12 protein-coding genes are annotated in these 12409 nt (G+C 72.3%); 5 read left to right on the top strand and 7 right to left on the bottom strand.

Annotation, left to right across the window (positions count from 1 at the left end):
- Nucleotides 1-435: 435 nt before the first annotated feature.
- Nucleotides 436-1686, top strand: a complete 1251-nt coding sequence (locus IEY20_RS15950; RefSeq protein ID WP_217504345.1) for a nicotinate phosphoribosyltransferase — start codon at nucleotides 436-438, stop codon at nucleotides 1684-1686.
- 24 nt (nucleotides 1687-1710) lie between these two features.
- Here the strand turns inward: IEY20_RS15950 and IEY20_RS15945 are convergent, their stop codons facing one another.
- The 3 genes from IEY20_RS15945 to IEY20_RS15935 all read right to left on the bottom strand — a co-directional run bounded on the left by IEY20_RS15945 (nucleotide 1711) and on the right by IEY20_RS15935 (nucleotide 5092).
- Nucleotides 1711-1971, bottom strand: coding sequence for a DUF3039 domain-containing protein (locus tag IEY20_RS15945; protein ID WP_022904204.1), 261 nt, complete (start codon nucleotides 1969-1971; stop codon nucleotides 1711-1713).
- A 239-nt stretch (nucleotides 1972-2210) separates the two neighbouring features.
- On the bottom strand, nucleotides 2211-3782 hold the full coding sequence (locus IEY20_RS15940) for an ABC transporter permease (protein ID WP_175328561.1): 1572 nt from the start codon (nucleotides 3780-3782) through the stop codon (nucleotides 2211-2213).
- Nucleotides 3758-5092, bottom strand: coding sequence for an ABC transporter ATP-binding protein (locus IEY20_RS15935; RefSeq protein WP_229728121.1), 1335 nt, complete (start codon nucleotides 5090-5092; stop codon nucleotides 3758-3760). Before IEY20_RS15935 ends, IEY20_RS15940 begins: the two co-directional genes overlap by 25 nt.
- A gap of 322 nt (nucleotides 5093-5414) precedes the next feature.
- On the opposite strand from IEY20_RS15935, the gene IEY20_RS15930 reads away from it, so the two are divergent.
- The 4 genes from IEY20_RS15930 (at nucleotide 5415) to IEY20_RS15915 (ending at nucleotide 8164) form a co-directional block, all read left to right on the top strand.
- The gene (locus IEY20_RS15930) at nucleotides 5415-6110 is read left to right on the top strand and encodes a phosphocholine cytidylyltransferase family protein (RefSeq protein WP_022904207.1); all 696 of its coding nucleotides are present in this window, start codon (nucleotides 5415-5417) and stop codon (nucleotides 6108-6110) included.
- Nucleotides 6111-6196: 86 nt separating this feature from the next.
- Nucleotides 6197-6976, top strand: a complete 780-nt coding sequence (locus IEY20_RS15925) for an ABC transporter permease (protein ID WP_022904208.1) — start codon at nucleotides 6197-6199, stop codon at nucleotides 6974-6976.
- Nucleotides 6976-7746 (top strand): ABC transporter ATP-binding protein, encoded by a 771-nt coding sequence (locus IEY20_RS15920; protein WP_175328560.1) that lies wholly within the window; start codon nucleotides 6976-6978, stop codon nucleotides 7744-7746. Before IEY20_RS15925 ends, IEY20_RS15920 begins: the two co-directional genes overlap by 1 nt.
- Nucleotides 7747-7861: 115 nt before the next feature.
- The gene (locus IEY20_RS15915; RefSeq protein ID WP_175328559.1) at nucleotides 7862-8164 is read left to right on the top strand and encodes a hypothetical protein; all 303 of its coding nucleotides are present in this window, start codon (nucleotides 7862-7864) and stop codon (nucleotides 8162-8164) included.
- A gap of 138 nt (nucleotides 8165-8302) precedes the next feature.
- On the opposite strand, the gene IEY20_RS15910 is transcribed toward IEY20_RS15915, so the two are convergent.
- The 4 genes from IEY20_RS15910 to IEY20_RS15895 are packed head-to-tail and all read right to left on the bottom strand — an operon-like array spanning nucleotide 8303 to nucleotide 12316.
- The gene (locus IEY20_RS15910; RefSeq protein ID WP_188889308.1) at nucleotides 8303-9535 is read right to left on the bottom strand and encodes a CDP-glycerol glycerophosphotransferase family protein; all 1233 of its coding nucleotides are present in this window, start codon (nucleotides 9533-9535) and stop codon (nucleotides 8303-8305) included.
- An 8-nt stretch (nucleotides 9536-9543) separates the two neighbouring features.
- Nucleotides 9544-10449, bottom strand: coding sequence for a glycosyltransferase family 2 protein (locus tag IEY20_RS15905; protein WP_175328557.1), 906 nt, complete (start codon nucleotides 10447-10449; stop codon nucleotides 9544-9546).
- Nucleotides 10449-11267 carry a CDP-alcohol phosphatidyltransferase family protein gene (locus tag IEY20_RS15900; protein ID WP_175328556.1) on the bottom strand — a complete coding sequence of 273 codons (819 nt, stop codon included), beginning with the start codon at nucleotides 11265-11267 and terminating at the stop codon, nucleotides 10449-10451. Before IEY20_RS15900 ends, IEY20_RS15905 begins: the two co-directional genes overlap by 1 nt.
- Before the next feature lie 5 nt (nucleotides 11268-11272).
- The gene (locus IEY20_RS15895; protein ID WP_175328555.1) at nucleotides 11273-12316 is read right to left on the bottom strand and encodes a glycosyltransferase family 2 protein; all 1044 of its coding nucleotides are present in this window, start codon (nucleotides 12314-12316) and stop codon (nucleotides 11273-11275) included.
- Nucleotides 12317-12409: the final 93 nt, after the last annotated feature.

The following is a 12409-nucleotide window of genomic DNA, read 5'->3' as shown; positions in this document are numbered from 1 at the left end:
TGCGAGGCAGGCCCCGCACGGTGCGAGGTTCCCCACACCGTGCGACCCGCGAAAGGTGCCACCGTGCGCGGAACCTCGCACGCTCCGTCGCCCCGCGACCGCGCCTCGCACCGTGCGAGGTGCGCCCGGCGCTCCCCTCGCACCGTGCGAGGGGGCGCCGCACCGTGCGAGGCCGCACACACCGTGCGACCCGCGAAAGGTGCCACCGTGTGCGAAACCTCGCACGCCGCCCTGGCGCCACAGCCCGACCACCCGGCTGCGGCCGGCGCCAGCGCCCGACGCGGCCCGAGCGCCCGACGCGGCCCCAACACCCGACACAGCGCCAGCGTCCGACGCGACCCGACCACCCGACGCAACCCGCGCCTCCCGACCGACCCCTGCCGTAGTGTCGGGGAGGTGACCAGCGCGCTCCTCACGGACCAGTACGAACTCACCATGGTGGACGCCGCACTGAAGGACGGCACCGCCGACCGTCGGTGCGTGTTCGAGGTGTTCACCCGACGGCTGCCGGACGGACGCCGCTACGGCGTCGCGGCGGGCCTCGGCCGGTTCCTCACCGCACTCGGCGACTTCCGCTTCGGTGACGAGGAGATCGGCTTCCTCCGCGACCGCGGCGTCATCGACGCGGGCACGGCACGCTGGCTCGCCGACTACCGCTTCACCGGGAACGTCCGCGCCTACCGCGAGGGCGAGGTCTTCTTCCCGAACTCGCCCGTCCTCCAGATCGAGGGCACCTTCGCCGAGGCCGTCGTCCTCGAGACCCTCGCACTGAGCATCTGCAACGCGGACTCCGCGATCGCGAGCGCCGCCGCGCGCATGGTGTCCGCCGCCGACCACCGCCCCCTCGCCGAGATGGGCTCCCGCCGCACGGGCGAGTGGAACGCGGTCGCCGCCGCCCGCGCCGCGTACATCGCCGGGTTCGGCGCGACGAGCAACCTCGAGGCCGGTCGCACGTGGGGCATCCCGACGATGGGCACCGCCGCGCACGCGTTCACGCTCCTGCACGACTCGGAGGAGGCCGCGTTCCGCTCCCAGCTCGACGCCCTCGGCGAGGGGACGACCCTCCTCGTCGACACCTACGACATCGAAGCGGCCGTGGAGACCGCGGTCCGCCTCACCGACGGCAAGCTCGGTGCCGTGCGCATCGACTCCGGTGACCTGCCGTCCGTCGTCGCCGCGGTCCGCGCGCAGCTCGACCGGCTCGGCGCCACCGGGACGAAGATCACGGTGACGAACGACCTCGACGAGTACACGATCGCGGCGCTCCGGGCAGCGCCGGTCGACTCCTACGGCGTCGGCACCTCGGTGGTCTCCGGTTCCGGGCACCCGGCTGCCGGCATGGTGTTCAAGCTCGTGGCACACCGCGACGCGGCCGACGAGGCCTGGGTCCCGGTCGCGAAGAAGTCCGCCGACAAGGCGTCGACCGGCGGCCGCAAGGAGGCCGGACGGCGGCTCCGCAACGGCGTGGCCACCGCCGAGGTGGTCCTGACCCAGGGCGCGGTCGGGCCGGACGAACGGCCGCTGCTCGTCCCGGTGGTCACGGACGGCGAGGTCGACCCAGCCTTCCTCGGGAGCGCCGGCGTGGAGGCGGCCCGCAAGCACCACCGGATGGCGAAGGCCGAGCTCCCTGCCGATGCTGCTCGCATCGGACGGGGCGACCCGGCCATCCCCACGCTGGTCATCTGACCGGCGATCGTGTCGTTCGGCGGACTACTCCGCCTTCATGCGCTCGTAGATCTTCTTGCAATCGGGGCAGACCGGGAACTTCTCCGGGTCGCGCCCGGGGATCCACTTCTTGCCGCACAGCGCCTTGACGGGCTTGCCGCTGAGCGCCGACTCGAGGATCTTGTCCTTCTTCACGTAGTGCGAGAACCGCTCGTGATCGCCGGGCTCGATCCCCTCGTCCTCGAGGAGCTTCTCGAGCTCGCGGTCCATCACGTCGAGGCCGCCACCGGGTTCCGTCATGCTCATGGGTCCAGGGTACGACGCGCGCGTCCGGGCCGCGACGGACGGTCGGCCGGGAGGCGCGGGGCGGGGCCGCCACGCGCCTCCCGGCCGTTGTCCGGTGCCGTCGCGCCGGGGGCGACCGTCGGGTCGCGTCGGTCGGCGGCTGCGCTGCGCCGGGGGCGACCGTCGGGTCGCGTCGGTCGGCGGCCGCGCTGCGCCGGGGGCGACCGTCGGGTCGCGCCGGTCGGCGGGTCCGCCGGGCGTCAGTTGCGCTGGGCGGCTGCCAGCAGGTCCGGCCCTCGGCGGTCGAAGGCGCGGCCACCGACCGCCACGCCGACCACCAGGACCAGCACGCCGACGGCCGCACCGACGACGACCGTCGCGACCGCCCACGGGTCGGGACCGTCGCGGAGGGCGAGGACGCCGAGCCATCCGGCCGGCACGGAGCACAGCACCGTCCCGATCACCATGACCGACTGTGCGACGGTCGCGGTGACCCCGGCCGCCTGCGGCTGCTGGAAGGGGTGGTCGCCCGGCCGGACCGTCGGGTACGGGAGCAGGACGGACACGACGCTCGACAGCCCGAGGCCCGACAGGAGCGCGGCGGCGCCGACCCCGGTCAGCACCGGGAACGCGATCCAGTCGCCGAAGAGCCACGCGGACACGGCCGAACCCGCGACGAGCGCCGGGAGCCCGACGGTCAGGACGGGGACGACCCGGCCGAGGCGGTCGCTCCACCCGGGCGCGCCGGAGGCGACGTGCAACCACACGGCGGTGTTGTCGTACGACACGTCGTTGTGCGGCAGGAACCCGGCGATGAGCGCCATCAGCGGCAGCGGCACGAGCGCGGTCCAGTGCCAGGGCACGCCGGCGACCCCGAGCGGGATGACGACGATCGGGACGAACACGAGGACGAGGTACGAGGTCCGGTAGCGGGGGTCACGACCCCAGTAGGTCAGGGCGCGTGCCGCGACCGCGGCGACCGGTGTCGACCCGAGGCGGTCGAACCACCCGAGCCCGCGGTACCGGCGGCTCCGCGTCCGGGTCTCCACGGTCTCGAGCGCATGTCCTACCTGCGCCCACCACGCCCAGGCGAGGAGGGCGAGGACAGCGACCGCGACGAGGAGCTTGAGGAGCCCGGTACCGACGTCACCGACGGCGACGTCCGCCGGGACGGCCCACGCCGCACCCCACGGCGTCCAGCCCGCGATGCCCGCGACCCGCTGCGTCTCGACACCGACCGGGTCGATCCAGCCGCTGTCGAGGAGGAGCGACACGGTGGGGATGCCGAGCACCACGATGACGAGCGCGACGAGCCAGCCGGCGTCCCGGGTCCGGTGCTGGCCGATGAGGCGGGAGCCGGCCGTGCACCCGACACGGACGAGCAGTGCGCAGGTCGCGATGGCCAGCAGGCCTCCGACGACGCCGAGCACGGCGGTGCCGCCTCCGCGCATCCAGGTGACGGACTGCCCGACGGCGACGATCGCCACGGCGACGACCGGCACACCGACGAGTCCCGCGACGAACAGGCCGACCGTGAGGTCCTTCCGCCCGATCCCGAACACGGCGAAGCGCCGCGGGTCGAACTGGTCGCTGCGACCGACCACGAGCGGGACGACCGTGAAGCCGAACGTGGCGAGTGTGCCGACCGGCACGACGACGGCCCTGGCCGATTCGGGGTCGGCCGTGCGGAGCCCTGCGGCCACGACGGCGATGCCCACCGCGACCAGCAGCCCCACGAGGCTGCCGAGCACGACCAGTACCGAGCGCCGGGCGCTCCCCCGGACCTCGCCGGCGAGCAGGTCGGCCCTCAGCCGGAGAAGCTGTGCAACCATTCCATGCTCTCTGCGACGACGCGGCCGCCCGCGAGTTCGACGAACTTGTCCTCGAGGCTCTTGCGCCCGCGGACCTGCGCCATCGTCCCCGATGCGAGGACCTTGCCGCCGACGATGATCGCGACCGAGTCGCACGTCCGCTGCACCAGTTCCATCGAGTGGCTGGAGAGGACCACCGTGCAGCCACCGGCGGTGTAGCGACGCAGGATCTCGGTGATCGTGGCCGCGCTCACGGGGTCCACCGACTCGAACGGCTCGTCGAGGACGAGCACTCGCGGCGAGTGGATGAGCGTCGCGGCGAGGGCGATCTTCTTCGCCATGCCGACCGAGTAGTCGGCGACCTGGCGTCCGAGGGCCTCGCCCAGTCCGAAGGCCTCGGCGAGGTCGGCACTGCGCTCACGGGCTGTCGCGCCGTCGAGGCCACGGAGCGTGGCCGAGTAGTAGAGCAGCTGGCCACCGGTGAGGCGGTCGAACAGGCGCAGCCGGTCCGGCAGGACGCCCAGGCTGCGCTTGGCCGCGGTCGGGTCGGCCCAGACGTCGTGGTCGAGCACGGTCACCGTGCCGGCGTCGGGACGCAGCAGGCCGGTGACCATCGAGAGCGTGGTGGTCTTGCCGGCGCCGTTCGGGCCGACCACACCGAAGATCGACCCCTGGCGGATCTCGAGGTCCACCTCGTCGACGGCGAGGGTGTGGCCGTACCGCTTGACGAGGCCCTCGGCGCGGAGCACGACCGGCTGCTTCGGTGCCGCGGCCTGCGGGCGCTTCGCGGCGGGGCTGCGCGGTGCGCGCTTCTTCGTCGGGACGGTGGCCGCGGCGGTCGACTCGGCCGCCGCCGCTCCGGCCGGGTCCGACCCGGGCCGGGCCGCGTCGGGCCGATCCGAGTCCGATCGGTCCGTGTCGGGCCGGCCGCCGTCGATCCGGGCCCCCGCGCCGGCGGGTCGCTTCGCGCGGCCCTTGCCACCGCGCTGGTTCCCCGGCCGCTTCGCGCTGGCGGTCGGGACGCGATCGGCCGCCGCGGAACCGCCCGTGGACGCCGTCGCCGCGGGCGACGTCTCCGAACCGGTCGTCGTGCCGGTGCCGGTCGTGTCCGTACCCGGCTCGGTGGGAGCCGTGTCCGTGGCGATCGTCCCCGCGTCCGTGCCCGCGTCGTCGGTCATCTCGTCGTCGACGGGAGCGCCACGCGCTTCCCCGTCGTCCGTGTCGCTGTCGTGCGGCGTGTCACCGTCGTCCCCCGTGTCGCTGTCGGCCTCGGTCAGCCAGGCAGCGTCGGACGTCGCGTACACGTCCTCGTCGTCTGTTCCTGCGGCCATCGCCCCACCGTACCAACCGTCTGCCACAGGGTGGCGACCGCCCCGGTCCCGCCCCGCGCGTCGCCCGGTCGAGGGTCACGATCCGGGAACGAAGCCCCGCGCGGTGTACCCCGGAAGGCGCTCGTTCCGTATCATTCACCAGGGCACGCCGAAGTGTTCACCACTTGGAAACCCGCCCGGGCCGGCCAACGTGATGCAGCCCGCGCTGGGAGTCTGATCCGAGAAGCGAGGGTTCACGGCCGACCCCGATCCGGCGGGAGCAGACTCGACGAGGCCCGCCCGTGCCCCACAGGCGCGCGGGCGGACACCAGAAGGGACCAGCATGACCACGCAGATCGTCATCCTCGCCGCGGGGATGGGCAGCCGCCTCGGGCGCAGCCTGCCGAAGCCGCTGACGGAGCTCTCCGACGGCCGCACCATCATGCAGCAGCAGTTCGACAACATCCGCGCCGCGTTCGGTTCGAGTGCTCGCGTGACGATCGTCGTCGGCTACAAGTCGGAGTACATCGTCGAGGCCTTCCCGCAGGCGAACTTCGTCTACAACGAGTCCTACGACTCCACGAACACCTCGAAGAGCCTGCTCCGTGCGCTCAAGGCCACGGGCAAGAGCGGCGTGCTGTGGATGAACGGCGACGTCGTCTTCGACCCGCGCGCCCTCGTCCGGGCCGCCGACATGATCGACGAGGACCGCTCGTTCGTGAGCGTCAACACCGAGAAGGTCTCCGACGAAGAGGTCAAGTACACGGTCGACGCCGAGGGCTTCATCGAGAAGCTGTCGAAGCAGGTCGTCGGTGGTCTCGGCGAGGCCGTCGGGATCAACTACGTCTCCGCCGCCGACAAGCAGGCGCTCATCCGCCAGCTGGGCCGGGTGGACGACCAGGAGTACTTCGAGGGCGGCATCGAGGCTGCCATCGCCGAGGACGGGCTACGCTGGTCGCCGGTCGACATCTCGGACCTCTACGCGGTCGAGATCGACTTCGCCGAGGACCTCGAGCGCGCGAACAACCTGTTCGCCTGAACGGCCCCCACCCCCTCGGCGGTTCCGCCCGGAGGGAAACCGTGACCACAGCGAGTGCGCCGACCGTGCCCGCGGCTGCTGCCCCCATGGCCAGCCGCAGCGCCGGTCGGCGCTACCGTCATGCGCTCTGGCTGCTGACCGTCCGCGACCTGCGCGTGCGGTACTCGACGTCGGCGCTCGGGTACTTCTGGTCCATCCTCGACCCGCTCGTGATGTCGGCCATCTACTGGTTCGTCTTCACACAGGTGTTCCACCGCGGCAAGGTCGGCGAAGAGCCGTACATCGTCTTCCTGCTCTCCGCGCTTCTGCCGTGGATGTGGTTCACGGGGGCGGTGTCCGACTCCACCCGTGCGTTCACGAGCGAGGCGAAGCTCATCCGCTCGACGACCATCCCGCGGAGCATCTGGGTGGCCCGGATCGACGCGTCGAAGGGCATCGAGTTCGTCCTGAGCCTGCCCGTCCTCGCGATCTTCGTGCTCGCGACCGGGGCACGCGTGCACTGGGAGGTCCTGCTCTACCCGCTCGCGATCGTCCTGCAGTGCGGGCTCATCTACGGGCTCGGCCTCATCGTCGCACCGCTCGTGGTGTTCTTCCGCGACCTCGAGCGCGCCGTGAAGCTCGTCCTGCGGTTCCTCTTCTACGCGTCGCCGATCATCTACGGCACGTCCGCACTGCCCGAGCGCTTCCGCGACCTCATGGCGCTCAACCCGCTGTCCGGGATCATCGGGATCTACAGGTCCGCGTTCTTCCCCAGCCAGCTGCACTGGCTCGAGGTGGCGAGTTCGACCGTGGTCACGGTGGTCGTGCTGCTGATCGGGCTCGTCGTGTTCCGGCGCAGCGAGCACCGCGTCCTCAAGGAGCTCTGATGACGGCCACCGACCAGTCCCGACCGAGCACGACCACGACGCCCGTGATCAGCGTCCGCGGAGCCGGCATCCGGTTCAAGCGGAACCGCCGTGCGAGCCGCAGCTTCAAGGACCTCTTCGCGGGCCGTGACCGCCGCAAGCGCGCGGACGAGTTCTGGGCGCTCCGCGACGTCAGCTTCGAAGTGCAGCCCGGCGAGGCCATCGGTGTCGTCGGCCGCAACGGCCAGGGCAAGTCGACGCTGCTCAAGCTGGTCGCCCAGGTGATGCTCCCCGACGAGGGCCGGGTCCACGTCGGCGCCGGAGTCGCTCCCCTCATCGAGATCACCGGCGGGTTCGTCGGGGACCTCACGGTGCGCGACAACGTCTACCTCACGGCCGGACTCCACGGGATGTCGCGGGCCGAGATCCGCGACGCGTTCGACGAGATCATCGAGTTCGCCGAGATCGGCGACTTCGTCGACACCCCGTACAAGCACCTGTCCAGCGGCATGAAGGTCCGCATCGCGTTCTCCGTCATCTCGCGCCTCGACGAGCCGGTGCTGCTCGTGGACGAGGTCCTCGCGGTCGGCGACAAGGGGTTCCGCGAGAAGTGCTACAAGCGCATCGACGAGCTCCTCGCCGGCGGCCGCACACTGTTCTTCGTCTCGCACAGCGACAAGGACCTGCGACGCTTCTGCGACCGCGGGCTGTACCTCGACAAGGGTCGACTGCAGTTCGACGGCACGATCGACGAGGCGCTCGAGCGGTACAACGCCGACACCGCGTCCTGACCGCCCGCGCGACGCTCCTCCACAACGGGCCGCGCCCCGGCCCCCTCCACAGCCCGGTCGGACCGACGGCCTCCCGGGGGCGTCGGCGTCGGCACCCCCGCCTAACGTGTCCGGCATGCACCCCACCACCACCGCGTACCGCGTCCCGTTCCACGTCGACCGCCGTGATGCCCCGCGCCGCTACCGGCTGGTCAACACCGGCACGGAACCGGTCGACGGGCTGACGCTGACGCACCTCGGCTCGGGCTACTGTCCCCCGCTGGGCGTCCGTCGTCTCGAGCCCGGTCGGGCGCTGTCGATCGCCGTGTTCGGGGCGGCACCGGACGACACCGGCGTGGTGGTGCTCCGGTGGCGGCGTCCGGACCGGAGCGAGTACCTCTGGCGGGTGCCGCTGGTGGCGGAGTCGACCGGTCGATGAGCGGGACGTGCCGGGCAGGGGCCCGCGCCCGGGAGCACGCCGGGGCACACGCCACACGCCGTCAGCGCGCCCCTGCCCGACCTTGTCCAGGGTGGTCGCCCCGTGCCCGTCGACGCACGGCGCGGTCGCCCCTGCCCGTCAGCGCCCGACGTGCTCGGCCGCGACCGTTCGCCAGCGCTCGAGCAGCCGCTCGATCGCGCCGTGGAAGCGAGCCGTGGCCGCACCGGGGGTGGTGTCCCCGAAGTACCGCTCGACCCAGTGCCGGAGCCGCGCGAGTTCCTCCGCGTCGTGCGCCGCGGCGTCCACCCGGGCGACGACGTCCTCGGCCTCGGCGGCGAGCAACCAGTTGGCGTCCCCGAGGTAGCCGCGCTCGTCGACGTCCGCGTCCGGAGACACCGGCCGGGTCACGATGAGTGGCTTCCCGACGGCGAGCCGGTCGTAGATCATCGCCGAGATGTCCGTGATCGCGACGTCCGCCCCGGCGATCTGCCACCCGAGCCCGGGTCCGTCGTCGTACACGTGGTGGGCGGCCGGGTCAGCGGCGTTCGCGGCCGAGATCGCCGCGATGATGCGCTCGTGCGCAGCCTTGTACTCGGGATCGAGCACCCCGGAGCGCGGGTGCGGCCGGTACACGAGTCGGTGTGCGGGCGACGCGAGCACCCGGTCGGCGATGGTCGTGCCGTGGCTGGCGATCGATCCGTAGGCCGCCGCAGCACGGTCGCCCTCCCACGTCGGCGCGTAGAGCACGACGGTCCGCCCGTCCGCCGGCCAGGGCACGTCGGCCGCGAAGTGGTCCGCCTGGGGCCGGCCGATCGCGATGGTCCTGGCGTCGAGGTCGTAGTCCCAGAGCGCTGCGGTGAGCCGGTCACGAGCGGCGTCGCCGGCGATCAGGGCGTAGTCGTACGCCTTGAACTGGTTCGTCGTCATGTACATCTTGTCGCTCTCGCCGTGGTTCACGAAGACGTGCCACATGCGCCCGTACCGCATCATCTGGAAGTTGCGGGCGTTCTGGTTGACGTAGAGGACGATCTTCGGCGCCTGCTCGTCGACGAAGCGCTCGAGGTCGACGACCTGTCGCGCGTAGACCGCGGGCACGGGCGACTCGTCGAGCAGCGCGAGCATGGTGCCGGGGCTCCGGGAGATGATCGCGACCGGGTGCTCGGCGTGCAGCTCGGCCAGGGGGCCGTACCACTGGCGCACCTGGTACATGTTCACCGGGCCGTCGGCGAAGTACACCGCGATCTCGACGGACCCGGGAGCGAGAGGCGGCTGTGTCCGGAGCCGCCGCGCCAGCTGGTTCCGGCTCTGCCGCGACCGCAGGAGTCGTTGCACGAGCCGGAACGCCGTGCGCACGTCGCTGGGGATCGACATGGGTCTCCTCAGATGATCGGGGGCCGGCCGGCGAGCGTCATCCGCCCGATGGTCAGCCAGCCCATGGTCGAGGCCGGTCCGCAGTCCGTCGTCCATCCCTCGCGGACCCCGCCGAACCACGTCGCCAGCCGGCGCGGGTGTCGCCACCACCGGGCGACCTGGATCGCGGCCCAGGAGCCGACGTAGAGCGGCTGCAGCACCGTCGGCAGGTTCCGCCGGGCCAACCAGACACGGTTCCGGGCGTTCAGCCGGTAGTACTCGCGGTGCCGGGCCGGGTCGATCGCCGGGTGGTGGGCGACGAGGTCGCCGGCGTACCAGGTGCGGCGGCCGGCGTCCCAGACCCGCCACGCGAGCTCGATGCCCTCGTGCGCGTAGAAGTAGGGCGCTCCCCAACCGCCGACCGTGCGGTACACGTCCATCGGCAGGACCACCGCCCCTTCCCACACCGAGAACACGGGCGAGGAGTCCGACGCCCGGCCCTTCCGGATGCGCGGGATCCATCGCGTGGGGTTCGCCGCGCCCGACGGGTCGACGACCTGCGGCTGCACCAGGCCGAGCGACGGGTCGTGCTCGAACAGCGCGATCGCGTCGCGGAGGAAGGTCGGCGACGGCACCGAGGCGTCGTCGTCGAGGAAGAACACGTAGTCGCCCTCGACCGCCTCGGCGCCGGCGTTCCGACCCGCGGGGATGCCGACGTTCTCGGGCAGTGCGAGCGCACGCACCCCGTCCGGCAGCCCGGTCGGCTCCCACCCGTTGCCGACGCAGACGACGTCGAGGTCCACGTCCTGCTGCGCGAGCACGCTCTCGAGCCCCCGGCGCAGGTCGTCCGGACGGGTCCCCTGCGACAGGCTGACCACGGCCACCCGCGGGCGCGCACGGTGCAGGACTGCGTGGCGGCGGGTGGTGCCCGGCATCACGCCCGCACCCGCTTCGACGCGATGATCGCGAGGAAGTGCCCGATCGTCGCGAGGACGGCGAGCGGCAGGAGGGTGCCGACGAGGATCCGCGACGCGAGCGTGTCGCCGATGACGAGTCCGAGCAGCGCGAAGACGAAGGCGAGGATCGACAGCTCCACCGAGTGGTACAGGCGGTGGAACGGCAGGAAGCGCGCGAGCCGACGGAGCGAGGCCAGGCGGCGACCGGACGGCGCGGTCGACGCGTCACGGCGGTCGACGAGCTTCTCGAGCCCGGCGTTCGCGCGGGCGACGTGCACCATGTCGTTGAGCGCCTTGTTGAGGACGATCACGAGCCCGAGCGCGCAGCCGATCGTCGTCCACATCCAGTCGGCGTCGTGGATCGGCCACGTCGCCGCCCGGATGCCGAGTGCGACGGGGATGAGCCCCTCGGTCGTGTAGTGGCCGACCTTGTCGAGGAACACGCCGGCCGGCGAGTGGGTGCCGCGCCAGCGGGCGACCTCGCCGTCGCTGCAGTCGACGAGCATCTGCAGCTGCCCGAGCACGAGCGCGAGTGCCGCGCCCCAGATGCCGGGGACGAGCAGCGCGGCAGCGACGCTCCACCCGACGAGGATCATCAGGCCGGTGACCTGGTTCGCGCTCACCCGGGTCTTCAGCAGCACCCACGTCAGGTACGGCGACACGTCGCGCAGGTACAGCGAGGCTGTCCAGTGCTCCGCGTTCGCCCGCATCCGGACCGCGTCCGGCTGCGCCACGGCGCGGAGTTCGGCGATGGAGGTCGGTCGGCCCGTGCGGCCGGTGGCGGTCTCGTCGGTCATGGCGGTCACCGTCCCGTGTGCGTCGTGAGGTCGGACGTCCTGGTGAGGAAGCCGATGATGAACCCGATGCCCCAGCCGACGTGGATGCACGGCAGCACCACGAGGAGCCAGAGGAGTGTCCTGGGTCCGGAGCGCCGCGCCACTGCGACCGCTCCGAGCACGACGAAGAGCAGGTAGACCGCGGGGACCACGAACCCGAGCAGCGCCCACGCCGCCCCCGTCCCCGTGGCGGCGCCGATGATCCCGACGACCCCGGCGACGATGCCGAGCGCCATCGCCGCCACCATCGCCGGGGGCACGAAGTAGCGCAGGCCGTTGTTCGCCGGGAACCGCCGCGCGAGTTCGCCCCGCCACAGCCCCGTCGCCACGAACTGGCGCACGAGCCGCTTCAGGCTCGGCCGCGGGCGGTACGTCACGACGAGCTCCGGCGTGAACCACACGGTCCCGCCGGTCTGGCGCAGCCGCCGGTTGAGCTCCCAGTCCTGGCCGCGCTTGATGCCCTCGTCGAACAGGCCGACCTCGAACAGGCGGTCGCGTCGGAACACCCCGAGGTACGCCGTCTCGGCCGGCCCGGCCTGACCACCGACGTGGTGCGGAGTGCCCCCGAGCCCGACACGGCTGCCGTAGGCGAGTGCCACGGCACGTTCGAAGGGCGTGCGGCCCTCGGCGTGCATGATCCCGCCGACGTTGTCCGCGCCGGATTCCTGCAGCACCCGGACCGCCACACGCGTGTAGTCCCGCGGCAGCACCGAGTGCGCGTCGACGCGGACCACGACAGGGTGCTCGGAGGCCCGGATCGCGACGTTCAACCCGGCGGGCGTCGACCCGACCGGGTTCTCGATCGCGCGGATCCGCGGGTCGGCGGCGCTCATCTCGGCCACGAGCTCGTTCGTGCCGTCGATCGACGGCCCGAGCGCGAGGATGACCTCGAACGGACCGGCGTAGTCCTGGTCGAGCAGACTCTGCACGGCAGCACGGACCTCGGTGACCTCGTTCAGCACGGGCATCACGTACGAGACGCCCGGCAGGGGCTGTCCGTCTGGCTGCATGCGTCCCTCGGGGTGGTGGCTGGTGCGCGGGGCGCACCGCGAGCGGTGCCGCCCCGCAGAGCGACCATGAGCCTATCAAGACGGCCACGCCGG

The organism is Curtobacterium luteum (genome assembly GCF_014646995.1).
Taxonomy (GTDB): domain Bacteria; phylum Actinomycetota; class Actinomycetes; order Actinomycetales; family Microbacteriaceae; genus Curtobacterium; species Curtobacterium luteum.
Note: the sequence above shows the minus strand (reverse complement) of the source record. Positions and strands in the feature narration are given on the sequence as shown.

Bases quoted from the DNA above. Each gene is read 5' to 3' on its own strand.
- IEY20_RS15895 (WP_175328555.1), bottom strand. From the start codon at position 12,316: ATGCAGCCAGACGGACAGCCCCTGCCGGGCGTCTCGTACGTGATGCCC.
- IEY20_RS15950 (WP_217504345.1), top strand. From the start codon at position 436: ATGGTGGACGCCGCACTGAAGGACGGCACCGCCGACCGTCGGTGCGTG.
- IEY20_RS15900 (WP_175328556.1), bottom strand. From the start codon at position 11,267: ATGACCGACGAGACCGCCACCGGCCGCACGGGCCGACCGACCTCCATC.
- IEY20_RS15935 (WP_229728121.1), bottom strand. From the start codon at position 5,092: ATGGCCGCAGGAACAGACGACGAGGACGTGTACGCGACGTCCGACGCT.
- IEY20_RS15945 (WP_022904204.1), bottom strand. From the start codon at position 1,971: ATGAGCATGACGGAACCCGGTGGCGGCCTCGACGTGATGGACCGCGAG.
- IEY20_RS15905 (WP_175328557.1), bottom strand. From the start codon at position 10,449: ATGCCGGGCACCACCCGCCGCCACGCAGTCCTGCACCGTGCGCGCCCG.
- IEY20_RS15910 (WP_188889308.1), bottom strand. From the start codon at position 9,535: ATGTCGATCCCCAGCGACGTGCGCACGGCGTTCCGGCTCGTGCAACGA.
- IEY20_RS15940 (WP_175328561.1), bottom strand. From the start codon at position 3,782: ATGGTTGCACAGCTTCTCCGGCTGAGGGCCGACCTGCTCGCCGGCGAG.
- IEY20_RS15930 (WP_022904207.1), top strand. From the start codon at position 5,415: ATGACCACGCAGATCGTCATCCTCGCCGCGGGGATGGGCAGCCGCCTC.
- IEY20_RS15920 (WP_175328560.1), top strand. From the start codon at position 6,976: ATGACGGCCACCGACCAGTCCCGACCGAGCACGACCACGACGCCCGTG.
- IEY20_RS15915 (WP_175328559.1), top strand. From the start codon at position 7,862: ATGCACCCCACCACCACCGCGTACCGCGTCCCGTTCCACGTCGACCGC.
- IEY20_RS15925 (WP_022904208.1), top strand. From the start codon at position 6,197: ATGGCCAGCCGCAGCGCCGGTCGGCGCTACCGTCATGCGCTCTGGCTG.